General features: G+C 63.4%; 23 protein-coding genes. 14 read left to right on the top strand and 9 right to left on the bottom strand.

Annotated elements, in window-relative coordinates; genetic code table 11:
• Positions 1-32: 32 nt before the first annotated feature.
• The 5 genes from BLP96_RS18430 to BLP96_RS18410 all read right to left on the bottom strand — a co-directional run bounded on the left by BLP96_RS18430 (position 33) and on the right by BLP96_RS18410 (position 5,545).
• Positions 33-959: a prenyltransferase gene (locus BLP96_RS18430; protein WP_218118631.1), complete on the bottom strand. Its 927-nt coding sequence runs from the start codon at positions 957-959 to the stop codon at positions 33-35.
• A 4-nt stretch (positions 960-963) separates the two neighbouring features.
• Entirely contained in the window at positions 964-1,632 is a 669-nt protein-coding gene (locus BLP96_RS18425; RefSeq protein WP_089689006.1) for an alpha/beta hydrolase, read from the bottom strand.
• 157 nt (positions 1,633-1,789) lie between these two features.
• Complete coding sequence (locus BLP96_RS18420; RefSeq protein WP_089689005.1) at positions 1,790-1,996, bottom strand: cold-shock protein; 207 nt, start codon at positions 1,994-1,996, stop codon at positions 1,790-1,792.
• Positions 1,997-2,220: 224 nt separating this feature from the next.
• The gene (locus BLP96_RS18415; protein ID WP_089689004.1) at positions 2,221-3,879 is read right to left on the bottom strand and encodes a GMC family oxidoreductase; all 1,659 of its coding nucleotides are present in this window, start codon (positions 3,877-3,879) and stop codon (positions 2,221-2,223) included.
• Between the two features lie 160 nt (positions 3,880-4,039).
• Positions 4,040-5,545: a CoA-acylating methylmalonate-semialdehyde dehydrogenase gene (locus BLP96_RS18410; RefSeq protein ID WP_089689003.1), complete on the bottom strand. Its 1,506-nt coding sequence runs from the start codon at positions 5,543-5,545 to the stop codon at positions 4,040-4,042.
• Positions 5,546-5,708: 163 nt separating this feature from the next.
• Between BLP96_RS18410 and BLP96_RS18405 the strand changes: the two genes are divergently transcribed.
• The 13 genes from BLP96_RS18405 (at position 5,709) to BLP96_RS18345 (ending at position 18,321) form a co-directional block, all read left to right on the top strand.
• Positions 5,709-6,617, top strand: a complete 909-nt coding sequence (locus BLP96_RS18405; RefSeq protein WP_089689002.1) for a LysR family transcriptional regulator — start codon at positions 5,709-5,711, stop codon at positions 6,615-6,617.
• 154 nt (positions 6,618-6,771) lie between these two features.
• Positions 6,772-7,494, top strand: a complete 723-nt coding sequence (locus BLP96_RS18400) for a FadR/GntR family transcriptional regulator (protein ID WP_089689001.1) — start codon at positions 6,772-6,774, stop codon at positions 7,492-7,494.
• A gap of 2 nt (positions 7,495-7,496) precedes the next feature.
• Positions 7,497-8,252, top strand: a complete 756-nt coding sequence (locus tag BLP96_RS18395; protein WP_089689000.1) for a fumarylacetoacetate hydrolase family protein — start codon at positions 7,497-7,499, stop codon at positions 8,250-8,252.
• Between the two features lie 103 nt (positions 8,253-8,355).
• Complete coding sequence (locus BLP96_RS18390; protein WP_176761568.1) at positions 8,356-9,312, top strand: C-terminal binding protein; 957 nt, start codon at positions 8,356-8,358, stop codon at positions 9,310-9,312.
• A 35-nt stretch (positions 9,313-9,347) separates the two neighbouring features.
• Complete coding sequence (locus BLP96_RS18385; protein WP_089688998.1) at positions 9,348-10,367, top strand: TRAP transporter substrate-binding protein; 1,020 nt, start codon at positions 9,348-9,350, stop codon at positions 10,365-10,367.
• A gap of 74 nt (positions 10,368-10,441) precedes the next feature.
• Complete coding sequence (locus BLP96_RS18380) at positions 10,442-10,942, top strand: TRAP transporter small permease (protein ID WP_176761567.1); 501 nt, start codon at positions 10,442-10,444, stop codon at positions 10,940-10,942.
• 1 nt (position 10,943) lies between these two features.
• Positions 10,944-12,224, top strand: a complete 1,281-nt coding sequence (locus BLP96_RS18375) for a TRAP transporter large permease (RefSeq protein WP_089688996.1) — start codon at positions 10,944-10,946, stop codon at positions 12,222-12,224.
• Between the two features lie 171 nt (positions 12,225-12,395).
• A complete protein-coding gene (locus BLP96_RS18370) occupies positions 12,396-14,036 on the top strand; it encodes an FMN-binding glutamate synthase family protein (protein ID WP_089688995.1) in 1,641 nt (546 codons plus the stop codon).
• 228 nt (positions 14,037-14,264) lie between these two features.
• Positions 14,265-15,446, top strand: coding sequence for a glycosyltransferase family 9 protein (locus BLP96_RS18365; protein WP_089688994.1), 1,182 nt, complete (start codon positions 14,265-14,267; stop codon positions 15,444-15,446).
• Entirely contained in the window at positions 15,427-16,107 is a 681-nt protein-coding gene (locus tag BLP96_RS18360) for a response regulator (protein WP_089688993.1), read from the top strand. Before BLP96_RS18365 ends, BLP96_RS18360 begins: the two co-directional genes overlap by 20 nt.
• The gene (locus BLP96_RS18355) at positions 16,104-17,513 is read left to right on the top strand and encodes an ATP-binding protein (protein WP_089688992.1); all 1,410 of its coding nucleotides are present in this window, start codon (positions 16,104-16,106) and stop codon (positions 17,511-17,513) included. Before BLP96_RS18360 ends, BLP96_RS18355 begins: the two co-directional genes overlap by 4 nt.
• A gap of 248 nt (positions 17,514-17,761) precedes the next feature.
• Complete coding sequence (locus BLP96_RS18350; RefSeq protein WP_143005140.1) at positions 17,762-18,040, top strand: DUF4175 domain-containing protein; 279 nt, start codon at positions 17,762-17,764, stop codon at positions 18,038-18,040.
• A 44-nt stretch (positions 18,041-18,084) separates the two neighbouring features.
• Positions 18,085-18,321 (top strand): ATP-binding protein, encoded by a 237-nt coding sequence (locus tag BLP96_RS18345; RefSeq protein ID WP_176761566.1) that lies wholly within the window; start codon positions 18,085-18,087, stop codon positions 18,319-18,321.
• A 6-nt stretch (positions 18,322-18,327) separates the two neighbouring features.
• Here BLP96_RS18345 and BLP96_RS18340 read toward each other — a convergent pair whose 3' ends face one another.
• Together BLP96_RS18340 and BLP96_RS18335 are read right to left on the bottom strand one after the other, a co-directional pair.
• Complete coding sequence (locus BLP96_RS18340; RefSeq protein ID WP_089689018.1) at positions 18,328-18,894, bottom strand: NnrU family protein; 567 nt, start codon at positions 18,892-18,894, stop codon at positions 18,328-18,330.
• 119 nt (positions 18,895-19,013) lie between these two features.
• On the bottom strand, positions 19,014-20,243 hold the full coding sequence (locus BLP96_RS18335) for a permease (protein ID WP_089688990.1): 1,230 nt from the start codon (positions 20,241-20,243) through the stop codon (positions 19,014-19,016).
• 187 nt (positions 20,244-20,430) lie between these two features.
• On the opposite strand from BLP96_RS18335, the gene BLP96_RS18330 reads away from it, so the two are divergent.
• A complete protein-coding gene (locus BLP96_RS18330) occupies positions 20,431-22,416 on the top strand; it encodes an alkaline phosphatase D family protein (protein ID WP_089689017.1) in 1,986 nt (661 codons plus the stop codon).
• Here the strand turns inward: BLP96_RS18330 and BLP96_RS18325 are convergent.
• Positions 22,355-22,825, bottom strand: a complete 471-nt coding sequence (locus tag BLP96_RS18325) for a phosphatidylglycerophosphatase A family protein (RefSeq protein WP_089688989.1) — start codon at positions 22,823-22,825, stop codon at positions 22,355-22,357. The genes BLP96_RS18330 and BLP96_RS18325 overlap by 62 nt on opposite strands.
• Positions 22,825-23,553 (bottom strand): tellurite resistance TerB family protein, encoded by a 729-nt coding sequence (locus tag BLP96_RS18320; RefSeq protein WP_089688988.1) that lies wholly within the window; start codon positions 23,551-23,553, stop codon positions 22,825-22,827. Before BLP96_RS18320 ends, BLP96_RS18325 begins: the two co-directional genes overlap by 1 nt.
• Positions 23,554-23,653 lie beyond the last annotated feature (100 nt).

Here is a 23,653-nt window from a genome sequence, read left to right as displayed (position 1 = left end):
TCGCCCCGCTGTCGAGGCGACCTTGGACGCGTTCAGGCTGCGAGGCCGAGTCCCAGATTGAGCAGCGCCAGACTCGTCAGCAACACGGCCACCTTGAGTCCCAGCAGCGGAGCGAGCAGCGAGACGTCACCTGCTTCAGCGCGCGGCGGCAACCGCCACAACCGCCATGCCAGCCACAGCGCGGCGGGCAGCACGAGCCACATCAGCCAGGCTTCGACCGGCAGCCACCCGGCGGCAACGCACGGCGCTATCGACGCGAATGCGGCCAGCACCAGGACCGCCACCCAGCGTGCCGCATGCGTCGCTCCCAGGGAGATGGCCAGATGATAGCGACCGACGCTGCGGTCGGCCTCGATGTCCGGCAACTGGTTGGCCAGCAGCAAGGCACTCGCCAGCAGAGTGGGTGGTACGGAAGCGGCCAGCGCGGTGGTCGAAACGCTGCCGGTCAGCGCCTGGTAAGCGCCCACCACCATCAGGGTACCGAAACCGACGCCGGGCGCCAGCAGGCAGAGCCAGGGGCGGCGAGTCAGCCAGCCGGTATAGGCCAACACCAACCCCACTCCGAAGAGGCCATACGACAGCATGACCGGACCAATGCGCCACGCGAACCAGGCACCGATGGTCACTACCGCTGCCAGGCAGAGACGTGCTGCCAGAAGAACGGCATTGGCGGCTTCGGGCCGCTCGATCAGCGTACCGCTACCGCCGGAGAAGGGCGTGCGCCGGGTCTGCCGGTCCAGGCCGCTCGCGAAGTCATGGTGTTCGTTGAAGAGGTTCACCGCCGCATGGGCCAGCAGCGCCGCCAGCAGCACCCAGCCGATGTCCCCTGCGCCCGGAGCGTGGCCGTCGACCCAGGCGGCGGTCACCGCCAGGCCGACGCACAGCGGCGCGAGCACCAGGAAAGGCGGCCGCGCGCAGCGCCAGCAGGCGACCAGGTGACGCCTCAACCGGCTGGCCAAGGCCTTAGCGTTCCAAGCGTTCGGAGAGCCACCGCCCGATGTCGGCTACTTGCTGCGGGCAAACGGCATGGGCCATGGGATACTGGCGATAGGTGGCCGGATGCCCCAGGGCCTTCACCTTCTCGTAGCCGGCTTTGCCCAGTGCCTCGGGCACCACCGGGTCGAAGCTGCCGTGGTGCACCTCGATGGGCAGTTCGCGGTTGGCTTCGGCGAGCTGGATGGAGTCGGCGGTGGCGAAGTAGGTGGACATCGCCAGCAGGCCGCCCAGCGGTTCCTCGAAGGAGAGCGCCGCCTCGTAGGCCACCGCGCCACCTTGGGAGAAGCCGGCCAGGATGATGCGCCGGCTGTCGATGCCGTGGGTCATCTGCTCGCGCACGAGTTCCTGGATGCGCGCGGCGGATTCGCGCAGCTGCGGCTCGTCGACGCGGCGGTCGAGGCTCATTTCGAGAATGTCGTACCACGCCGGCATCACCATGCCACCGTTGATGGTCACTGGCAGGCGCGGTGCATGAGGCAGAATGAAGCGTACGCTGGCGTCGCGGGGCAGCTCGAGAGCCGGTACCAGCGGTTCGAAATCGTGGCCGTCGGCGCCCAGGCCGTGAAGAATGAATACGCAGGCGTCGGCAGGACTGCCGTTTCGGGGTTCGATGATCAGCTCATCGTGTTGGCTCATGATGACGTCTCGCAGTCGCGGGAAAGCCGTCACCCTACCGCAATCGTCCGAACGCGGCGACCATGCCATGCATGGCTCCGCCCTCCGAACGCAAAAAGGCCCGCTTTCGCGGGCCTTTTTCCGACTGCCAAGGCAATCGCATCAGATCAAAGGGCGTTCAGCCGATGACCTTGATGTTGGACGCCTGCAGGCCTTTCTTGCCCTGGGTGACGTCGAAGGAGACCTTCTGGCCGTCCTGCAGGGACTTGAAGCCTTCGGCCTGAATCTCGGAGAAGTGCGCGAACAGGTCGTCGCCGCTCTCGTCCGGAGAGATGAAGCCGAAGCCCTTGGTGTCGTTGAACCACTTGACGGTACCGGTAGCCATGATCGAATTCCTCGAATAGCGTTTGATTTGCCGGGAAATACCCGAGTTGCAGTGGGTAAAACAAGAAACTTTCACCGGGAAATCGACGCCATGAGCGTTTCGATGACCACTTGCGATGTTCCACTTGCCAACCAACTGCGTTCAGCATGCGCCCTTGTCGGGCTCAGGTCAAACACTATTTGCGCCCGATGACGAAATAATGACTCTGCCGGTCGCGACACCCCTCATTCGCCGGCCAGGATCCAGCCCGCCGCCTTCTCGGCGATCATCAGCGTCGGCGAATTGGTGTTGCCGCTGGTGATGGTGGGCATGATCCCGGCGTCGACCACGCGCAGCCCGGCCACCCCACGCACCCGGAGGTGCGGGTCGACCACCGCCAGAGGGTCGTCGTCGCGCCCCATCTTCGTCGTACCCACCGGATGGAAGATGGTGGTGCCGATGTCGCCGGCCAGACGCGCCAGCTCGTCGTCCGTCTGGTACTCGAGGCCCGGCTTGAACTCCTCCGGCTGGTACCTGGCGAAGGCGGGCTGCTCGGCGATACGCCGGGTGACGCGCAGCGAATCCGCCGCCACCTGGCGATCCTCGGGGGTACTCAGATAGTTGGGCACGATGGCCGGCGCCTGGCGCGGGTCGCGACTCTTGATGCGCACCGTGCCGCGGCTGGTGGGGTTGAGGTTGCACACGCTGGCGGTGATCGCCGGGAAGTCGTGCAGCGGCTGGCCGAAGGCCGGCAGGCTCAGCGGCTGGACGTGGTACTCGATGTTGGGGTGCTCGAACGCTTCGCTACTGCGGGTGAAGGCGCACAGCTGGGAAGGCGCCATGCTCATCGGCCCTGAACGCTTCAGGACGTATTCCAGGCCGATCTTGGCCTTGCCGACCAGCGAGTTGGCCAGGGTGTTGAGCGTCTTGGCCCCCTTGACCTTGTATACCGAGCGGATCTGCAGATGGTCCTGCAGATTCTCGCCGACGCCGGCAAGCTCGGCCACCGGCGGGATGTCGTGCTCGGCCAGCAGCTCGGCCGGCCCGATGCCGGAGAGCTGCAACAGCTGCGGCGAGCCGATGGCTCCGGCGGAGAGGATCACCTCGCGGGCGGCTCGGGCACTTACCCCACCCTGGCCCGCGCGCGTGACCTTCACGCCCGTACAGCGCGGCTCGCCTCCCGACCCTGTCTCGAAGGTGAGCGTCTCGACCTGGGAGGAATGCCACAGGGTGAGGTTGCCGCGTGCTTCGACCCCACGCAGAAAGGCCTTCGAGGTGTTCCAGCGAAAGCCGCTGCGCTGGTTGACCTCGAAGTAGTCGACCCCTTCGTTGTCGCCGCGGTTGAAGTCGCGGGTGCGCGGAATGCCCGCTTCCACGGCGGCGGTGGCGAAGTCGTCGAGCACCTGCCACTTGAGGCGCTGCTTCTCCACTCGCCACTCGCCGCCGTGACCGTGATAGTCGCGGTGGGCGGCGTCGGCATCGCCGCCGTCGTCCAGACGCTGGTGGTCTTCGTGCTTCATGAAGTCGGGCAGACAGTTCTCCCAGCGCCAGGCGGGCTCGCCGGTGAGTTCGGCCCAGTGGTCGTAGTCGCGGGCCTGGCCGCGAATGTAGAGCATGCCGTTGATGCTCGAGCAGCCGCCCAGGGTCTTGCCGCGGGGGTAGATCAGTGAGCGGCCATTGAGGCCGACATCCGGCTCGGTGCGAAAACGCCAGTCGGTGCGCGGGTTGTCGATGCAGTAGAGATAGCCCACCGGAATGTGGATCCAGTGGTAGTTGTCGCGACCGCCGGCCTCGATCAACAGCACCCGGTTGGCGGGGTCGGCGCTCAGGCGGTTGGCCAGTAGGCAGCCGGCGGTGCCGGCACCCACGATGATGTAGTCGAATTCTTGAGTCTTGTCGGCCATGGCGTGGTCTCGGTGACAGCGACACTCGAGGCTATTCCGGCGACAGCTTTCCGAGGGGGCGCTGTGAACCCTTCCCTGGGCGCTACCGATGCCATCCCTGGCATCGGCCCCCCTCTACAAGCTGTCCCCGGCGCCTCTCGCTGGGGCGAAGTGGCTTTTCCTACTTATGGGTCGGCATGGCGAACTCGGCACCCGCATTGATGGAGTCGGACCAGCGCTGCATGATCGACTTCTGCTTGGTGTAAAAGCGCACGCCCTCCTCACCGTAGGCGTGGGTGTCGCCGAACAGCGAGCGCTTCCAGCCGCCGAAGCCGTGCCAGGCCATGGGCACCGGAATCGGCACGTTGATGCCCACCATGCCCACTTGGATACGCCGGCCGAACTCGCGAGCCACGCTGCCGCTCTCGGTGAAGCAGCTCACCCCGTTGCCGAACTCGTGATCGTTGATCAGCTGGATGGCGGTGGCCACGTCCGGCACCCGCACGCAGACCAGCACCGGGCCGAAGATCTCCTCTTTATAGACGGTCATCTCCGGAGTGACGTGGTCGAACAAGGTGCCGCCCATCCAGAAGCCCTCGGCGCAGCCCTCGCCGGTGGTGGTGGCGTCGAAATCGCGGCCGTCGACCACCAGCTCGGCGCCTTCTTCCACGCCCTTGTCGATGTAGCCGGTGATACGCTGGTGCGCCTGGGCGGTGACGATGGGCCCCATCTCGGCGTCGGGCTCCATCCCGTTCTTGACCTTCAGCGTACGGGCACGCTCGGCCAGCCGCGGCACGAGCTCGTCGGCCACGTCGCCCACCAGCACCGCCACGCTGATCGCCATGCAGCGCTCGCCGGCACTGCCGTAGGCGGCGCCGATCAGGGCATCCACGGCCTTGTCGAGGTTGGCATCGGGCATCACCACCATGTGGTTCTTGGCACCGCCGAGGGCCTGAACGCGCTTGCCGTGATGCGCCCCACGCTCGTAGATCAGGTTGGCGATGGGCGTGGAGCCGACGAACGAGAGCGCCTGGACGTCGGGATGCTCGATCAGCGCCTCGACGCTCTCCTTGTCGCCCTGCACCACGTTGAACACGCCTTCCGGCAGCCCGGCTCGCTCGAGCAACTCGGCGATCAGCAGCGAGGCGCTGGGGTCGATGGGGCTCGGCTTGAGGATGAAAGTGTTGCCGGTAGCGATGGCCACGGGGAACATCCACATCGGCACCATGGCCGGGAAGTTGAAGGGCGTGATGCCGGCCACCACGCCGAGCGGCTGGCGCATCGTCCAGTTGTCGATGCCGCTGCTCACCTGCTCGGTGTAGTCGCCCTTGAGCAGTTGGGGCACGCCGCAGGCGAACTCGACGATGTCGATGCCGCGTGCCACCTCGCCCTGGGCGTCGGTGAACACCTTGCCGTGCTCGCGGGTAATCGCCTCGGCCAGCTCGTCCTTGTGGGAATTGAGGAGCTCCAGGAACTTGAACAGCACCCGGGCGCGGCGAATCGGCGGAGTGTCGGCCCAGGCCGGAAAGGCAGCCTGTGCTGCCGCCACGGCGGTATCGACATCGCCGCGCGAGGCGAGCGCCACCCGGCCGGAAACGCTCCCGGTGGCGGGGTTGAAGACCTCTTGGGTGCGGCCGGATTCACCGACCGCGGGTTGACCATTGATATAATGAGAAATCGTGTTCACTGTTGGTTTCCTGTATCGCTCGTCATGGGAAGACTTGACGTTATCGCCCTAGCCTAGCGTGCTCGGACGTCGAAGCAATTGAGAAATCCAAAATCACGATATAAAATTTACTGATATCATATGGCATCACGCGCTCTCCCATCCTTACCGACCAGCCACCCCCATGCACGATCTGCAAACCCTGCGCGCTTTCGTCACCGTCGCCCACGAAGGTAGCGTCTCCCGCGCCGCCGAACGCCTGCACCTGACCCAGCCGGCGGTCAGCCTCAAGCTCAAGCAGCTGCAGGGAAACCTGGGGTTGGCACTGTTTCGCCGCCGTCCTCAGGGGCTCGCACTCACCTCCGACGGTCTGGCCCTGCTGCCCGCCGCCGAGAAGGCGCTGGCTGCCGTGGCGGCATTCGAGTCCAATGCCCGGGCCTTGCACCGTACCCTGCGCGGGCGCCTGCGCATCGGCACCATCGTCGATCCTGAATTCATCCGTCTGGGCGCCTTTCTGCGCGGCCTGGTGGCTCGCGCACCGCAGCTCGAGACCGAGCTCTCCCACGGCATGAGTGGCAGCGTTCTCGAACGTCTGCGTCGCAATGAGCTCGATGTAGGCTTCTATCTGGCACCGCCCGGCGAGGGGCCGGGCGAAGCGGGCACGGAAATCGCTCATCGCGAGCTGACCCACTTCGACTACCACGTCATCGCCCCACCGGGTTGGACCCATCGCCTGGGTAGCGCCGATTGGCCCCGCCTCGCCGCCCTGCCGTGGATCGTCACGCCTGCCGATTCCGCCCACCACCGGCTGCTGCACGGCGCCCTCGACCCGCTGGGTCTCACGCCCCACGGCGTCGCCCAGGTGGACCAGGAAGCCTGCATGCTCGACCTGGTGCGTGCCGGCGTGGGCCTCAGTCTGGCGCGCGACGCCCTCGCCATGGCCGAACGCCAGGAGCGCGGCCTGACCGTCGCCGAAGGCGTGCGCCTACCCTGTGCGCTGTGCTTCGTGTGGCAACGCAGCCGCAGCGAAGAACCCGTCATCGCCGAAGCCCTGGAGGTGCTGGCCGGCGTGTGGGGCCGCAGCAGCGATTGACGATCGCTGCGGCACGCCCGGCGTCGACGGTGACTCTGCCACGCTTGCAAGAAAAGTCTTGACTCGGTCTCGATGGCTGGCTAGCTTGAAACGCATTACGTGGTCTGACCATCAGATCATACAACCATGGAACGAATGGCCAAGAGCACAAACCATGAAGATTGAGCCGCTTGAAAAGAAGAGCTTGAGTGACGACGTGGTGGCGAAGATAAAGTCCATGATCGTCAGCGGTGAGCTCAAGGAAGGCGATCGCATTCCCAGCGAACGCGAATTGTGCGAGCAGTTTGGCGTCAGCCGCGCTTCGGTTCGTGAAGGCCTCAAGATCTTGTCGCTGCAAGGGCTACTCAGCAGAACCAACGCAGGAACCGTCATCACCACGAACTTTTCCTCCATCCTGGAAGAAACCCTCGCGTTGAAAATCCTTCTCAACGATTGCAGCTACGACGATGTCACCGAGGCACGCCTATTACTGGAAATCACCATGGTGCGGCTGGCAGCAGAGCGGATCGAACCGCACGATATCAGCATCATGGCCAAACAGTTGGATCTGATGATCAAGGCTGAAAAGGAAGACGATAACGACGATTACGTGCTGGCGGACATTGCCTTCCACCAGCAAATTGCAAAAGCATCCCAAAGCCGCGTACTGACAAGCCTGTACAACGCCATAATAACGCTCGTCTTCAGAGTCCAAAAAACCGTCGGTTACGACAAACCGGTCATGAAAGAGTCAATAAAATTTCATGGCAAGATCCTGGAGGCTTTGAAGAACAATGATGCGAAGTTGGCCGAGGAAGAAATGCGGCTCCACCTGCTAGACGTCCAGAAGCGACTCAACCATCTGGTCAAGAAAGACACAATAAAAGGAGGTGTCTAACGATGTACGTCCGTTACAAGCATAATGAAAAAACCCATTACGGATTCATGAGTGATGAAACGATAACCAGGCTGGAAGGCGACATCTTCGGCCAATTCGAGCTGAGCGGCGACAGCGTACCTTCCGCATCGGTTACTTTGCTGGCGCCTTGCGAACCCACGAAAATCGTCTGCGTGGGCCTCAACTATCTCGATCATGCCAGGGAAATGAACGAAGAGCTGCCCAAGGCACCTCTACTGTTCCTGAAACCCCCGACGACCGTCATTGCCGACCGTGATGAGATCGTCGCCCCCAGCGATGCCGGGCGTCTCGACCATGAGGGCGAACTCGCCATCGTGATCGGGAAAATGGCCAAGAACGTTTCGCCGGATGAAGCCGAAGACGTGATATTCGGGTTCACCTGCGCCAACGACTTCACGGCCAGAGCGATTCAACTGGGCGACAAACAGTGGACGCGAGGAAAGTCTTTCGACACCTTCTGCCCACTCGGGCCCGGAATCGTCAAAGAGATCGACCAAAACGATGCCAACATCCAACTGACGGTCAACGGCGAAGTCCGGCAAATTTCCAACATCAACATGTTCATTTTCGGCGTCAACGAAGTCGTCAGCTATATATCGAATTGCATGACGCTTCTCCCCGGCGACGTAATCCTCACAGGTACGCCCCATGGCGTTGGCCCAGTCAATGACGGCGATGAAATGGAGGTCAGCATTGACGGAATCGGCACGCTCACCAACAGATTGAATATCGCATAACGAAGATATCCATTCGGTACTGCATCGAAAGACGCTACAGCCAATGATGTAGCGCCAGCTCTGACTACGTTCCAAAGAGACAACAATGACAAGAGAGAAAGACATGAAACCTTCGGTATTGATGACGGACACTATCTTCCCCGACACATCACTAGAGCAGGAAGTGTTCGCGGAGGAAGGCATCGAGTTCACGCTAAGCCCATCACAGGACGTAAAAACCCTCGCCGAGAGCGGTAAATCCGCCGATGCGCTACTGGTCGTATACGCAAGCGTTGGCGCAGACATCATCGAACAACTCGAACGCTGCAAGGTCATCGTCAGAGCCGGTATCGGGTACAACAACGTCGATCTCGAGGCCGCCTCTCGCAAGGGCATCCGGGTCGCCAATGTGCCTGACTACTGTCAAGGAGAAGTGGCCGATCATACCCTGGGTATCTTCCTGGCGCTGGCCCGGAGGATATGTCATCTCAATCGACGAGTGAAAGAAGGAAACTGGAACGCCAACGAAGGGAAATCGGCACCTAGGCTGCAGGGAAAGACCTTTGGCTTGCTCGGATGTGGCGCGATCGGCCAGGAGGTAGCACAACGTGCGATGGCCTTTGGTCTCGAAGTCGTGGCATACGATCCTTATGCTTCTCCCGAAGCCCTTTCACAGCACGGCATTCGCAAGATCGAAGATATCGATCAGCTTTATCGTGAAGCCGACTTTCTATCACTCCACTTGCCGCTGACTGAGAGCACCAAGCACATCATCGACAGGACGGCCCTCTCCAAGATGAAGAGGAGCGCCATGATCATCAACACGTCTAGAGGAGGACTCATCGAAGAAAACGACTTATACACCGCTTTGGTAGAGAACCGCATAGCCGGAGCAGCAATCGACGTGCTGGAGACCGAACCTCCGCAGAGCACACCGGCACTGTTCGGACTGGACAACGTCATCATCACTCCCCATACGGCCTTCTTGTCCCAAGACTCCGTGGCAGAGCTTCGCAAGAAAGCATCGCTTGAAGTTGCGAGAACGCTGCGTCTCGGCACACCCGCTCACCCCGTTAACTGAAAACCAACAACAAGACTCCAGACGAGGACAACGACATGACGACGACAAAAATGAGAAACACCTTCGCCATTGCCGCCTGTACTTTGCTGACAGCACTTCCTATCAGCGCCATCGCCCAGCAGACGGTCAACATAAAACTGGCACATAACGGTAACACCAACCCAGATGATCCCCAGAATGTTGGGGTCGACGCCTTCAAGGAGATGGTGGAAGAGCGGTCCAATGGATCGATCAGCGTCCAGATCTATCCCGCAGGGCAGCTCGGCGACGCACGCACGATCGTAGAAGGCATTCAACTGGGTACGATCGAGATGGGCGACGTCGAGAACGGTCCAATGGGCGGGTTCGTGCCCGAGGCCATGTTGTGGGACCTTCCCTTCATTTTCCGTGATATAGAGCACGCCCATAAAGTGCTCGATGGGGAAATCGGTCAGGCCGTACAAGAAGAGTATCTGGAGGCTGGAATACGCCACCTGGCATACAATGACGGCGGGTTCAGGTATTTCACCAATGATCAGCGCCCCATTCGCACTATGGATGACCTGGAAGGTCTCAAGATCCGGGTGATGGAAAGCGAAGTCATGGTCGACACGCTGAATGCCTTTGGCGCCTCTGCGGTTCCAATGTCATTTGGCGAACTGTACACCGCTCTTCAGCAAGGCGTCGTTGACGGTCAGGAAAATCCCATGAACCTGATCTACAGCCAACGCTTCTACGAGGTTCAGGACTACCTCTCCTTGAGTGGACATTTCTACTATCCCCGCCAATACATTGCATCCAACGAATGGTGGCAGTCGTTGGATGATGAGCACCAAGAAATCATTGCTGAAGCGGCAAAAGAGGCCTCCAACATCCAGCGTGACTCTCTCGCCGACTATGAAATCGAGATGCGCAAGGTTCTAGAAGAACATGGCATGGAGATCAATGAGGTCGAGAAGGAAGCGTTCATCGAAACGGCATTCGAGGAGATCTACCCCAGCTACTATGAAACGCTAGGTAGCGGTGATCCGGAAAAGGGTGAAGACATCGTCAAGGCCGTCATGGCAACCGAGTGACCTCTTCGCCGGGAGCGTACAAGCGACGCTCCCGGCACTCCTTTCTTCCATGACACTTGCGAAAGGAACCGATGATGACCGACAAGAAGAGCAGTCGTGCAGTGCGCTGTCTCGACAAGACCATCAAGACTGGGATCGTCTTCATGATGATTGCCATTGCCTCCCTGACCTTCTATCAGGTGGTCATCAGGTATGGCTTCAACAGATCGAGCTCATGGAGCGAAGAGGCCATTCGCTTCATTTTCATTTGGTGCAGCTTCCTCACGATCGCCATGGGCGTTCGAGAAAAGCTACACATTGGCATCAACATCATCGTCAGCCTTTTCAGTGAGAGACTACAGAAAATCATCGAGATCGTCGGTTACATTGCCATCATGCTTTTCTCTGGGAACCTCGTTTACTACGGCTGGGGGGTCGTCATGTCAACTCGGTCGCAGACATCCCCTGCTCTCGGCATTCCCATGAGCTGGATCTATCTATCCGTACCCGTCATGGGGGCCATCATCTTGTTCTACTGCATCATTGAAATAATGAACACCAAAAATGAATTGAGACTGCTGGGCAAAGGGAGGTGACATGCTGCTCGTTCTACTTTCGGTACTCGTCGCCTGCTTTATCATCAATATTCCCATTGGCTTCGCCATGGGGATCGCCACACTGGCCAGCCTTACCGCTAGTGGCATGATGCCCATCGAAATGCTGCCGCAACGAATGGTCGCCGGCATCAACTCGTTTCCACTGCTGGCCATCCCCCTGTTCATGATGGCGGGCGCCATCATGGAGCGAGGTGGCATTTCCAGGCGAATCGTCGAGCTGGCGAGTTCCCTGGTGGGGCATTTCCAGGGCGGTCTCGCCGCTGTCTCTGTGATGGCATGTGCGTTCTTCGCCTCGATTTCCGGTTCGGCCCCCGGTACTGCAGCTGCCGTCGGTGAGCTCACTATCCCGGAAATGGTCAAGCGTGGCTACTCGAAGAGCTATGCATCTTCCGTTGTTGCTTCAGCATCGTGCCTGGGTGTGGTAATCCCCCCCAGCATCACTTTCATTCTGTTCGGCATCGTCGCCAACGTTTCCATCGGCCAGCTCTTTATAGCGGGAATCATTCCCGGTGCTTTACTCGCTTCCGCGTTGATCGTCGCCAGCATCTGGCGCTCGCACCGTCTCGGGTATCCAGCTGAGAAAAAACAAGATTGGAGACAGCGTTGGCAAAGTTTCACCAACTCATCGCTTGGCATCTTGATGCCGGTCATCATACTCGGCGGCATCATGACCGGGGCATTCACGCCAACGGAATCGGCGGGTATCGCGGTCGTCTATGGATTGATCGTAAGTTCCCTGATTTACAAGGAACTGAGCTGGAAAGATCTGCCCCCTATCTTCTACAAAGCGGCCTTGAACTCGGCCATGATCGTGCTTCTCATTGCGGTTGCCAGCCCGTTCGGCTGGATCATGACCGTCGAGCAAGTGCCGCAGATGGTTTCCAGTACCATGCTTGGCATTTCCAGCAATGTTTATCTCATCCTAATGCTGATGATCGTGCTGTACCTCATACTCGGCACTTTCATGGAAACCGGTGCCATCATTCTGCTGGTCGTACCGATCTTCTCTCCTATCGCGCAGCAGCTGGGAGTCGACATGGTTCACTTTGGCGTCATCACCGTCGTGGCATTGGCCATCGGCATGGCAACGCCGCCCGTCGGCATCACGCTATTCGCCACTTGCAGCATATCAGGCGTTTCGATCGGACAGCTTTCACGCATGATCGTCCCGTTCTTGTTAACGCTGATCGGGTGCCTGATCCTACTGGCCTTCATACCCATGCTTTCGACCTTCCTTCCGAAACTGGTGTTTGCATTGTAATGAGCCGAAACCGAGCTTTCTCGAGTACCGCTCGGCAGTACGAGCGGGCATCACCGGCACCGAATCGGCTCGGGCAATCGCCCCGAGCCGACTGGTTCAGCCGTCTCATGCATTGACAGTCGAACCTGCGCACCCTGCAATGGCAACTCGTTTCATCGCAAGGAGCGCGCCATGCCTCGTCATCCCCTGCCACTGCGTTACAGCGCCTACGCGGCCAGCCTGCTGGGTCTGGCCGTTAGCCTGGCCGGGCTCGCCGCCAGTTCCCTCTGGGGTTGGGGCGTGCTGGGCTTCGGCACGCTTGCCGCCCTGGGCAGCTACGATCTGCTCCAGCGGCGGCACACGGTGAGCCGCAACTACCCGATACTGGCCCATCTGCGCTACAACCTGGAGTCGGTGGGTCCCGAGATCCGCCAGTACTTCATCCAGCCGGATACCGAGGAGGTACCCTTCTCCCGCGAACAGCGCCGCCTGGTCTACCAGCGTGCCAAGGGCGTGAGCGACAAGCGGCCCTTCGGCTCGCTGCACGACATGGCCGCGCCGGGCTACGAGTGGATGAGCCCATCGCTGGCGCCAGTGCACAACGATTCCGCGGATTTTCGCATCACCGTCGGTGCGGAACGCGAACGCCCTTACTCGGCGAGCGTCTTCAACATTTCGGCGATGAGTTTCGGCGCGCTCTCCCCCAACGCCATCGCGGCGCTCAACCAGGGTGCCAGGGACGGCGGCTTCTACCACGATACCGGCGAGGGAGCGATCTCCCCCTATCACCGCCACGGCGGCGACCTCGTGTGGGAGATCGGCTCGGCCTATTTCGGCTGCCGCGACGAAACCGGCCGCTTCGACCCCAAGCGGTTTCGCGAGCAGGCCACGCAGGACGCGGTGAAGATGGTGGAGATCAAGCTCTCCCAAGGGGCCAAGCCGGGGCACGGCGGCATCCTGCCCGCCGCCAAGGTCACCGCCGAGATCGCCAGCACCCGCGGCGTACCGCTGGGCGAAGACGTGATTTCCCCCGCGGCCCACTCGGCCTTCACCACGCCACGCGAGCTGATCGATTTCATCGTGCGCCTGCGCGAACTTTCCGACGGCAAGCCGGTGGGCATCAAGCTGGCCATCGGCCATCCCTGGGAGTGGTTCGCCATCGTCAAGGCGATGCGTGAAACGGGCGAGCACCCGGATTTCGTGGTGGTGGACGGCGGCGAAGGCGGCACCGGCGCCGCGCCGTTGGAGTTCATCAATCGCCTGGGCATGCCGCTCACCGAGGCGCTGCTGCTGGTGCACAACACCCTGGTGGGCGCTGGGCTGCGCGACCGCGTGAAGGTCGCGGCTGCCGGCAAGCTGATCAGCGCCTTCGACATCGCCCGCGCCATGGCGCTGGGTGCCGACTGGTGCAACGCCGCTCGCGGCTTCATGTTCGCTCTCGGCTGCATCCAGGCCCGCACCTGCCACACCGACCGCTGCCCCAGTGGCGTGGCCACCCAGGACCGTCTGCGCGGCAGCCGACTCGACGTGGAGGACAAATCGCAACGCGTGGCGCGTTTCCATGCCAATACCATCGCGGCACTCGGCGAAATGCTGGGCGCCGCCGGCCTTGGGCACCCCGCCCAGCTGGGCCCGGAGCACGTGCTGCACCGGGTGTCGCGCCACGAGATCAAGAGCTTCGCCGAGCTTTATGACTTCCTCGCCCCGGGGGAATTGCTCGAGGTGGGCGCCGGCCAGCACCCCGTGTTCCGCGATTTCTGGGAAGCCGCCAATGCCGACAGCTTCGCCCCGCCCGAGCCGGTGGCCCGGCTGAGGGAGAGCAAGCTGGTGTAGTCAACATGAACCCAGCATGAACGACACGTTAAGACCCCGGCAAGGCGCCGTGTCCTGAAGCGCATGGCATGAGCGAAACCCAATGCTCGCCGACGCGGCCAGTCGGACCGTGCCAAGCGTCAGGCAATGAACAAAGGCCAGGGTAATGTCGCCAGAGCCGTGCACGACATAAGGATGCCTTAAGCCAACTCGGCGACAGTGCAGCCTCCTTTCACACAGGGGGCTCGCATGTATCCATTCACTTACCTGCGCCGGCATGCTGCCATGCGCCGCTTGGGGCGGCGCCTCGAAAGAGCTTTAAAGGCCCGGATCTACCGAGCGTTGCCGAAGCGCTCCCGGTCACCCCGGCCGGCAAGCCCCGATACTCTGGCGGGCGTGCGGCACGTTCTGCTGGTACGCCCCAATTTCCGTATCGGCAATGCCGTCATCGGGGCCCGTTTGATCCAAGCGTTCGCCGAGGGTCGGCCGGAGATCGAGATAGACTATCTTGGAACCGATACCACCCATGAGCTATTCGACGGCATGCCACTGGCCCGCTATCACGCTTTGAGTCGAAGCATGCTGGTTCGTCCATGGAAACTGGTGCGGTTGCTGATTCGGCTCAGGCGGCGGAAATACGACCTGGCTGTCCAGATCGGCGAGGGGTCACTGACGAGTTGGCTGCTCATCCAGCTGTGCGGCGCACGGCAGAGCCTGGGGCAGCGCGGCCGACTGGCAGCGAGCCATGACTGGGTCAGCAATGCGTCACCACCGCATGCCCACGAACTGGCCAGCTCGCTGGCAGCCAGCCTGGGGCTGGCGTGTGCCTCTCGACCCTGGTTGGTGGTGTCCGAGCAGGAGAGTCGTTGCGCTGCCGCAAAGCTGGCCAGCTTTGCGGGGCAACGGGCTCCCATCGGCATCTTCGTCGGTGGCCATCTCGACAAGCGCCTGCCGCTCGAGTTCTGGCAGGACCTGTTGCGAGGTCTCGAGCGGCACCGACTGCCCTATCTCGTGCTGCTGGGTCCGGAGGAGACGGCCCTGCACACGCCACTGAAGAGTGCCTGCGGCGAATTCGGTCAGGTGCTGCCTCGGATGCCGCTGCGAGGTTTTCTTGCCGTGTTGGCCCAACTGAGACGCCTGATCACTCCGGATACTGGCCCCATGCACATGGCTGCCGCCTTGGAGATCCCTGTCTTGGCCTTGCTCCAGGTGGAAGGGTCACGCAAGTTTGCCCCGAAAGGGCCCAACGATCTGGTACTTTTTCGGCCTACCCCAGCCGAGGTCATCGAGCAGGCCAGCACCGTACCGAGCCCAGGCCTACCGCTTGCGGTGCGTGACCACGGCAGCCGCCTCACGCCAAGCCTGACCAGAGTCGAGTCGGCCCATCCGACAGGAGGTAACGACACCCCCCATGCGTATTCTGCTGGTTGAAGATGATCCGAGCCTGGCCTCGGGCATCCGCCTGGCCCTCAAGCCCGAGCACTACACCGTGGACCACTTGGCTGACGGCGACACAGCATTGGCCGCCTTGCAGGGCGACGAGCCTTTCGACGCGGTCGTCCTCGACCTGGGTTTGCCGGGGCTGGACGGCATGCAGGTGCTGGAAGCGATCCGCCAGCGTGGAAATCGTGTGCCCGTGCTGGTGCTCACTGCCCGCGACGCCGTCGACGACCGCATCGCCGGTCTGGATGTCGGCGCCGACGACTACATGGTCAAACCCTTTGAAGTCGCCGAGCTCAAGGCCCGTCTGCGCGCTCTGCTGCGGCGTAGCCAGGGACAAGTCAGCAGCGTGCTGGCATGCCGTGGCATTCGCCTGGATCCCGCTACCCACGACGTGCATTATCTCGACAAGCCCGTCGAGCTGTCGCGGCGAGAGTTCACCCTGCTGCAAGAGTTCATGAGCCATCCGGGGCGGGTCTTGACCCGCGACACCCTGGTCCGACTGGTCTACGGCTGGGACGAAGACGTGGCGAGCAACGCCATCGAGGTCCACGTCCATCACCTGCGGCGCAAGCTATTCCCCGAGCTCATCCGCACCCTGCGGGGCATCGGCTACGTGATGGACAAGGAACCGCGAGGCGTGTCGTCATGAGCTCCATCCGCCGCCGTACGTTGGGATGGGTGATCCTGGCCTTCACCGTCAGCATGCTGGCCATCGGCCTGGTCAGCTATCGCTATGCTGCCCATGAGATAGAGGAGCTCTACGACGCCAACCTGGCCCAGAGCGCACGCCTGCTGGAGGGCCTGATACAGGCGCCGCTACCGGACGATCAGCGCAAAGCTTTACTGGCCAGCTTGGAGAGCGCCTTGCTGCGCGCCGAGCAGTCGGACAAGCGCTTCGCCGGCCACCGCTACGAGAGCAAGCTGGCCTTCCAGCTGTGGGAGGAAGGGCGCCTGGTGCTGCGCTCGGCTAGCGCCCCGTCGGAGCCCTTCACTGACCGTCCCCCGGGTTACGTCGACAGCAGAGTGGCGGATCGCGACTGGCGGGTCTACGTGCTCGATGTCGCCGACTCGTCGCGCCGGGTCATGGTGGCCGAGCGCAGCGACGTGCGCGGTGAGCTGACCCGCGCCATGGCCCTGCGCACCCTGCTGCCTGACCTGATCGGTCTGCCGCTGCTGGTGATGGTGCTGTGGTGGGCAACCGGCTGGGGCCTTCGCCCTCTGTCGCGTCTTGCAGAGGCAATCCGCCACCGCACCCCGCACAACCTGCAGCCGCTGGAAGTCCACCCTCTGCCCCTCGAACTGGCCATCATCGTCGACGCGCTGAACCGCCTTCTGGAGCGCATCCGTGGGCTGCGAGTGCGCGAGAAGCGCTTCATTGCCGACGCTGCCCATGAGCTGCGTACGCCTTTGACGTTACTCGATCTGCACGCCCAGAACGCCCTGACTGCCGAAACCCCCAATGACCGCCGCGAGGCGCTGGAGGAACTGCGCTCGGGCGTGGCCCGTACCATCCGGCTGGTCTCCCAGTTGCTGACCCTGGCTCGCCTGGACCCCGAAGAGGAAGAAGGCCCGACCGAGCTCCCCGACACCAACCTGTTGATCGAAGTCCGCGAAGCGCTGGTCGAGCTTTCACCACTGGCCATCGAACGCCATCAGACACTGGAACTGAAGGCCGATGAAGCAAGCGACTGGCACCTCGAGGCCGAGCCGGGCGCCATCGACACCCTGATACAGAATCTGGTCGGCAATGCCCTTCGCTACACCCCGGACGGCGGCGCCGTGATGGTTACCCTGAAGGCCGACGACATCCGCCTGACCCTGCGCGTGGACGACCAGGGCCCCGGCATTCCCGCAGCGGAACGCGAACGCGTCCTGGAACGCTTCCATCGCCTCGGCCCAGGGGCCGGTGCCGGCCTCGGACTCTCCATCGTCGAGCGCCTGATCGACCGCCATGGTGGCCGGCTCACCCTGGACGAAGCACCCGGCGGCGGCTTACGTGTCGAGGCGACATTGCCCCGCAGCCGGGCGAATCCCGTTTCGTTCTCCACGCGATGATCCCACGAACAGTGGCAGATCTTCTGGCGGCCCGCAGAGACGGAGTCAGAGCCCGGGCCGCTTCTCGTGCGGCTCGATCAGCCGGGGGTGGATGCGATTCTCGGCGAGCGAGGCGTCTTGGCACTGATGCCAAGCGGCAATGTCACCAAGCGGTCATCCGCACTTAAGCAAGCCTTAAGAGAACACCGCCAGCATCACAGGTAGTGGCAATACTGCCGCCGACCGGTACAAGGAGCCCCACTGTGAACATGGCAACGATCGACACCTTCGACTCGGCTTCATTTTCCAGGAAGACCCAGGGCTGGGTCGCCCTGCTGATCTCGGCCGGCGTGCTGTTGCTGGCCGCGGGCGTGCTGGGGGCTGGCTGGGAGCCGATAGAACTACCGCTTGGACTGGTCAGCCTCGGAGCCGCGGCGGTCGTGCTGTTGCACCATGGATGCTGGAGGGATGAGGAGAGGCTGGAGGAGGCCAACAGTCTGATACTGGCCAGCCTGATCACCCTGGCAGGCTTTCATTTCATGGCCTGAGACGGCCTTAGCAGCCGTATCGAGACCGATGGGAATTCTTCGTCATGAAACGGGCCCGACACGAGTCTCTCGCACCGGGCCGTGGCGTGGATGAGCGCCGGCAGGCCCTGGCACGCGGTGCCCGTCTCGACCAACGGCACCCCGGGAGCGGCCTTGGCCTGGCCATCATCAACGAATTGGCGAATCTCTACGGCGGACGCCTGTGCCTCGACGTCTCGCCGCTCGGCGGTCTGGCCGCCCATGTCTGGCTGCCAACACGACCGGAGGCCACGTTGAGCTGAGGCCCCCTACATCACCGGCACGCCGGTCACCCAGACATGAAGGTGGATGGCGAAGAGGTAATAGGCGAGCACGCCGACGATCACCGTAGCGATGGTCGCAGCCATCCGCGGAGCGGGCCGCTCCGGGCGGCCACGACGCCGCGCAGCGCGGAAATCGAAGACCGCCCACAGCAGGAAGGCACCGAAGAAGACGATGTCGCCCAGCCGGCCATTGGCCAGCAGGTGGGCGAAGGCCCAGACCTTCACGGCCAGGATCATGGGATGGCCCAGCTTGGTCTGGATGGCATTGCCCGGTACGTAGGCGGCCACCAGCATGATGAATGCCGGGATCATCAGCAAGGCCACGAGATGGCGCAATGCCACCGGCGGCTGCCATACCCAGACGGGGTCGAGGCGCATCTGGCCGTAGCCCCAGATGGCGATGGCCAGCCCCACGATCGATACCAGCGAATAGAGCCCTTTCCAGGGCAGCTCGCCCAGGCGTGCAATTTGAGCGCTACGCCAATCGTCGGCCACGATGCGCACCGAATGCACCCCCAGAAAGATCACCAACCCCAGAATCATCACCAGCATGGACAGCGCCTCCATCGGCCAATCGTGAACGAAACGCTGCCAGCCTAGTCGGTCACGGGGCTCGCTGCCAGTGCGGTGTAGCGGGCAAGGGTCGACGCCTTGGCGCGACCGCAAATGCCTCAACCCGTTGTCAGCGGCGCCACCAGCACGCCTCCCGCCAGCCAGGCAACGGCGAGAACCACGAGGCCCTGCAGGATGCGCGTTCCCAGCGAGGCGCCACCCCCGTGGTGATGGTGATGATGACCGCCACCGGCTCGACGCGCTCGCCACCACAGACCGACCAGGGCCGCCGAACCCGCCAGGAAGACCAGGTTGAGGAAGAAACCGTAGTTGATCGCGAAGAAGTCGCGCTGGGTGACGGACGCCGAGCCACTGCCGCTCGGCAGCCAGCCGAGCCAGGCCATGCCGTAGTGCAGCAGCAAGGCGGTCACCACCAGGGTGGTGAGCAATAGCGCCAGGATGTAGAGCGCCATGCGCCAGCCGTAGTAGGTCGCGTTGATGCGCAGCACCGGCAGAACCACCAGGTCGGAAAAGATGAAGGCCATCACCCCGGCGAAACTGACGCCATTGTCGAAGAGCACCGCCGCCAGCGGGATATTGCCCATGGAGCCGATGAAGGTGAAGAAGGCCGCCACGGGGCCCACCAGCGCCTGGGCGAGCAGCTCCAGAAAATCCGGCTCGCCATCCCCGGCTCCCAGGAACAGCGACTGGAAGAAGGCCTCAGGCACGAAAGCCGCGATGACGCCGGCCACGGTGAATCCGATCAGCACGTCCTTCCAGACCATCTGCCACTCCATGACATAGGTCTGGCCGATCTCCTGCCAACCCTGGCGGCTGGCGAGCTTGCGCCGCCAGTCCGGGGCCTGGCTTGCCGTTTCTTCCGAGTCCGCCCCCAGGCGCTCGCGAACGCGGGCGATCAGACGCTCGGGCCGCGTGAGCCAAACGAGTGCCCACGTCAACAGGATCAGCAACACACCACCGACGTACTCGCCCACCACGAAAGGCCAGCCGAGGAAGAGAGCGATCACGAAGCCAAGCTCCACCACGAGATTGGTGGACGCCAGCAGGAAGGCCAGCGAAGGCGCCAACCCTGCGCCTTTCTGAAAGAGCGTGCGCGTGGTCGCCAGGGCGGCGAAGCTGCAGGAACTGGAGATGAACCCGAACAGCGTGCCCAGCAGCATGCTGCGCGGTCCCCCCGTGCCCATGGTGCGCTGCATGCGCTCCTGGGTCACCAGCACCTGAATCAGGCTGCTGATCAAATAACCCAGGGCAAAGGCCCACAGCGCCATCCAGAAGAACCCCAGACTGGTGAGCGCCGCCTCGTTCCATAGCGGCAGGAAAGCATCCATAGACGAAACCTCCAGCAGAGAAGGAGCGCCCACGGCAACGGATGCCGTGGGGCGACGATTCAGTCCATCAGCCTAGAACCTTTGGGTAACACAAGGGTCAAGCAGTCCCTTGCGGCGACTCCCCCAGCTACTCCGCTTCCGTTACCATGGAATTCGAACCGCCACACCTGGAGGCCGCAGCGTGACAGTGACGTCTTCCGATACCGCCCACGACGCGCTTCCCGACGTTCTCTGCGGCCCCCTCCTGCGGCGTCTGGCTCCAGATCGCCTGACGCTGTGGCTGGTGGGCTCGAGATCGCTGGAGCTCACTCTCATGGTACGTCCGGAAGGGGCACCCCCGCGCCGCCTGAGCCTGGGCGAAGAGCGCCTGAAGTGTCTACCGTTGGGCCGCCACGCCTGGCTGCACCTGATCGATGTCAGCCTTGCCACGCCCCTGCCCACCGGCGTGCCCATCGCCTACGACCTCAAGATCGACGATGCCCCGAGCGAGCCAGGCATCGCCGACTGGGCCCCGCACTTGCTGCACGAAGGCGCGGCACACCCCGACTTCGTACTCGCTACACGCCATCACCGCCTGCTCCACGGCTCCTGCCGCAAACCTCACCACGACGGGCCGGACGGCCTGGTGCGCGCCGACGCCTGGCTCGCCGAACGGCGCGAGACACCCGAGGAACGGCCGGCATGGCTGCTGATGACCGGAGACCAGGTCTACGCCGACGACGTGGCCGGGCCGATGCTGGCCGCCATCCATGCGCTGATCCGCCGGCTGGAGCTGTTCGACGAAAGCCTGGAAGGCGCCACGGTCGCCGACAGTCAGGCGCTCTACGTCGCCGACACCACCTACTATCGTCGCGAGGCACTCCTGCCCGATATCGAAAGCAGCGCCGCCCTGCGCGAGCGTTTCTTCGGCGGCGTGCGCAAGCCGGTATTCACCTCGGCCAACGCACACAACCACCTGATGACCTTCGCCGAGGTCATCGCCATGTACCTGCTGGTTTGGTCGCCCACGCCCTGGCAGATCATCGCGCCTGTCACGCCCAGGCTGGACGACGTTCAGACAGCCCTCTTTGGCAAGGAAGAAGCGATCATCGAGCGCTTCGTCGCGGGGCTTCCCGCCGTGGCCCGGCTACTCGCCCACCTGCCGACGCTGATGATCTTCGACGACCACGACATCACCGACGACTGGAACCTCACCGCCGACTGGGAGCAGTGCGCCTACGAACACCCCTTCTCGCGGCGCATCCTCGGCAATGCCCTGATTGGCTACCTGCTATGCCAGGGCTGGGGCAACGACCCCGAGCGTCTTGCACCGCTGGTGGCAGAGAGTGGAGAACTGCTCGGACAAGCCCGCGAACGTGACGGCTGGCTCGACCGTACCGCTCAGGACGCGCTGATCCAGCGCCTGCTGCGCTTCCCCGGCTGGGAGTACCGCATTCCCGGCGACCCGCCGCTGCTGGTGCTGGATACCCGCACCCGCCGCTGGCGCAGCGAACGCAACCCCAAGCGCCCCTCGGGGCTGATGGACTGGGAGGCGCTCACCGAGATGCAGCAGGCGCTGCTCGGCGCCCCGGCAGTGATCATCGTCTCACCGGCCCCCATGTTCGGCGTGAAGCTGATCGAGGGAATCCAGAAGCTCTTCACCCTGGCCGGCAGGCCGCTACTGGTGGACGCCGAGAACTGGATGGCGCATCGCGGAGCCGCCAGCGTGATGCTCAACATCTTTCGCCACTCGCGCACGCCGGGCAACTACGTCATCCTCTCCGGCGACGTGCACTACTCCTTCGCCTACGACATCCGCATCCGGCACCGCCAGGCAGGGCCGCGCCTATGGCAGATCACCTCCAGCGGCATCAAGAACGCCTTTCCCGACACCCTGCTCGACTGGTTCGACCGTGCCAACCGCTGGCTCTATGCACCGCGCTCGCCGCTCAACTGGTTCACCAAGCGCCGGCGCATGGCCGTCACCCCACGCGACCCTGACCGGGCAAAGGCCGGGGAACGCCTATGGAACGGCAGCGGCATCGGGCTGGTCGACATCGACGCCGAAGGGCGACCCCAGGCGATTCGCCAGCTCGACGCACGCGGTTTCGACGTCGATTTTCCACCGCCACTCAGCTCGCCTGGCGCCGCCGCCACAGAGGCCGAGTCGCCGCCATCACCAGCCAGGTCATAGCGGCGGCAACGCCGTCGTCCAGCACGATGCCCAGACCGCCGGGCACCCCCTCGACCTGCGCCACCGGCGGCGGCTTGGCACCGTCGAACACCCGATAAACGACGAAAGCACCGCCCAGAACCAGGGGCTGACGCGCCGCCGCCTGGCCCAGAGTGGCCAGCGGAAAGGCGACGATCTCGTCGAGCACGATGCGGCCATCGTCCTTGCCACCCAACTGAATCGATGCCTGATGGCAGAGCGGCACGGCGGCCGCCAGCAGCAGCGCGATCATGGCCTGTTGGCGGCGACGCGAGCGCCCCAGCAGCCACCAGGCGAGCGGCAGGCCCAGCAGGGAACCGATGGTGCCGGAGGCCCAGGGGGAGAGTCCCGTGCCGAAACCGGTGGCCAGCCACAGCAACGGCTCGTCCATCAGCCGGCCTCGATGGCCTGACGCTCCAGCTCGGCGGTCACGCGTTCGGGCAGCGCCAGGGCCTGGCCCAGTTGGTCGAGCCAGGCGCGCTCCATGGGATTCTGATCGTCGATCACCGCCACGCTGACCAGGTAGATTTCGCGGGCAGCCTGCGAGGAATCGGCCTGACGGGCCAGTGCCTCGGCATCGAGGGGCGCCTGCATCTGCTGCGCCACCCAGTCGTGGAGCTCGCGGTCGGCCCCCAAGGCATCGATCTGCTGCGTGATCAGCTCGCGCTCCTGCTCGTCGATGTGGCCGTCGGCACGGGCCGCCATGATCATCGCCTGCAACAGCTCGAGGCTACGCCGCTCGCGGGCCTCGCCTCCCAGCTGCTCCACCGGCTCGCCATCCTGGGCCTGGCTGCCGCCGCCGGCGTTGCCCTGGTAGTTCTGCCAGGCCTTCCAGGCCAGCACGCCCACCCCGGCGATGGCGCCGTACTTGAGCGCCTTGCCGCCCAGCTTGCGACCGCGCTTGGAGCCCACCAGCAGCCCCAGGGCACCACCGCCCAGCAGGCTCTTCACGTCCACGCCCGACCCGCTCCGGCCGGCCGAATCCCCGCTGCCGGAACCGCCACCCAGCTGGCGCGAAAGCCCCTCGAGCATGCCCTGCACGTCCACGCCGCCGGCGCCCCCTTTGCCTTTGCCACCTGCCTGCTGCATCAACTGATCGAGAATCCTGCTGGCGTTCATGACACCTCCCTATCGAGACAAGACACTATCGACGTCAAGATACCCCCACCCTGTCGCAGCGTCGACGGAAACGAAACGGGCGGCTTACGAGCCGCCCGTC

The sequence above is a fragment of the Billgrantia gudaonensis genome, from assembly GCF_900100195.1.
GTDB classification, from domain to species: domain Bacteria; phylum Pseudomonadota; class Gammaproteobacteria; order Pseudomonadales; family Halomonadaceae; genus Halomonas; species Halomonas gudaonensis.
This window is presented reverse-complemented; position numbering and strand designations above follow the sequence as displayed.

What these genes read in the sequence shown, in the direction of transcription:
- BLP96_RS18370 (WP_089688995.1), top strand. Translation starts at nt 12,396, where the DNA reads ATGCCTCGTCATCCCCTGCCACTGCGTTACAGCGCCTACGCGGCCAGC.
- BLP96_RS18345 (WP_176761566.1), top strand. Translation starts at nt 18,085, where the DNA reads ATGAAACGGGCCCGACACGAGTCTCTCGCACCGGGCCGTGGCGTGGAT.
- BLP96_RS18420 (WP_089689005.1), bottom strand. Translation starts at nt 1,996, where the DNA reads ATGGCTACCGGTACCGTCAAGTGGTTCAACGACACCAAGGGCTTCGGC.
- BLP96_RS18390 (WP_176761568.1), top strand. Translation starts at nt 8,356, where the DNA reads ATGAAACCTTCGGTATTGATGACGGACACTATCTTCCCCGACACATCA.
- BLP96_RS18395 (WP_089689000.1), top strand. Translation starts at nt 7,497, where the DNA reads ATGTACGTCCGTTACAAGCATAATGAAAAAACCCATTACGGATTCATG.
- BLP96_RS18385 (WP_089688998.1), top strand. Translation starts at nt 9,348, where the DNA reads ATGACGACGACAAAAATGAGAAACACCTTCGCCATTGCCGCCTGTACT.
- BLP96_RS18375 (WP_089688996.1), top strand. Translation starts at nt 10,944, where the DNA reads ATGCTGCTCGTTCTACTTTCGGTACTCGTCGCCTGCTTTATCATCAAT.
- BLP96_RS18355 (WP_089688992.1), top strand. Translation starts at nt 16,104, where the DNA reads ATGAGCTCCATCCGCCGCCGTACGTTGGGATGGGTGATCCTGGCCTTC.
- BLP96_RS18425 (WP_089689006.1), bottom strand. Translation starts at nt 1,632, where the DNA reads ATGAGCCAACACGATGAGCTGATCATCGAACCCCGAAACGGCAGTCCT.
- BLP96_RS18405 (WP_089689002.1), top strand. Translation starts at nt 5,709, where the DNA reads ATGCACGATCTGCAAACCCTGCGCGCTTTCGTCACCGTCGCCCACGAA.
- BLP96_RS18380 (WP_176761567.1), top strand. Translation starts at nt 10,442, where the DNA reads ATGACCGACAAGAAGAGCAGTCGTGCAGTGCGCTGTCTCGACAAGACC.
- BLP96_RS18340 (WP_089689018.1), bottom strand. Translation starts at nt 18,894, where the DNA reads ATGCTGGTGATGATTCTGGGGTTGGTGATCTTTCTGGGGGTGCATTCG.
- BLP96_RS18365 (WP_089688994.1), top strand. Translation starts at nt 14,265, where the DNA reads ATGTATCCATTCACTTACCTGCGCCGGCATGCTGCCATGCGCCGCTTG.
- BLP96_RS18360 (WP_089688993.1), top strand. Translation starts at nt 15,427, where the DNA reads ATGCGTATTCTGCTGGTTGAAGATGATCCGAGCCTGGCCTCGGGCATC.
- BLP96_RS18400 (WP_089689001.1), top strand. Translation starts at nt 6,772, where the DNA reads ATGAAGATTGAGCCGCTTGAAAAGAAGAGCTTGAGTGACGACGTGGTG.
- BLP96_RS18415 (WP_089689004.1), bottom strand. Translation starts at nt 3,879, where the DNA reads ATGGCCGACAAGACTCAAGAATTCGACTACATCATCGTGGGTGCCGGC.
- BLP96_RS18325 (WP_089688989.1), bottom strand. Translation starts at nt 22,825, where the DNA reads ATGGACGAGCCGTTGCTGTGGCTGGCCACCGGTTTCGGCACGGGACTC.
- BLP96_RS18320 (WP_089688988.1), bottom strand. Translation starts at nt 23,553, where the DNA reads ATGAACGCCAGCAGGATTCTCGATCAGTTGATGCAGCAGGCAGGTGGC.
- BLP96_RS18350 (WP_143005140.1), top strand. Translation starts at nt 17,762, where the DNA reads ATGGCAACGATCGACACCTTCGACTCGGCTTCATTTTCCAGGAAGACC.
- BLP96_RS18335 (WP_089688990.1), bottom strand. Translation starts at nt 20,243, where the DNA reads ATGGATGCTTTCCTGCCGCTATGGAACGAGGCGGCGCTCACCAGTCTG.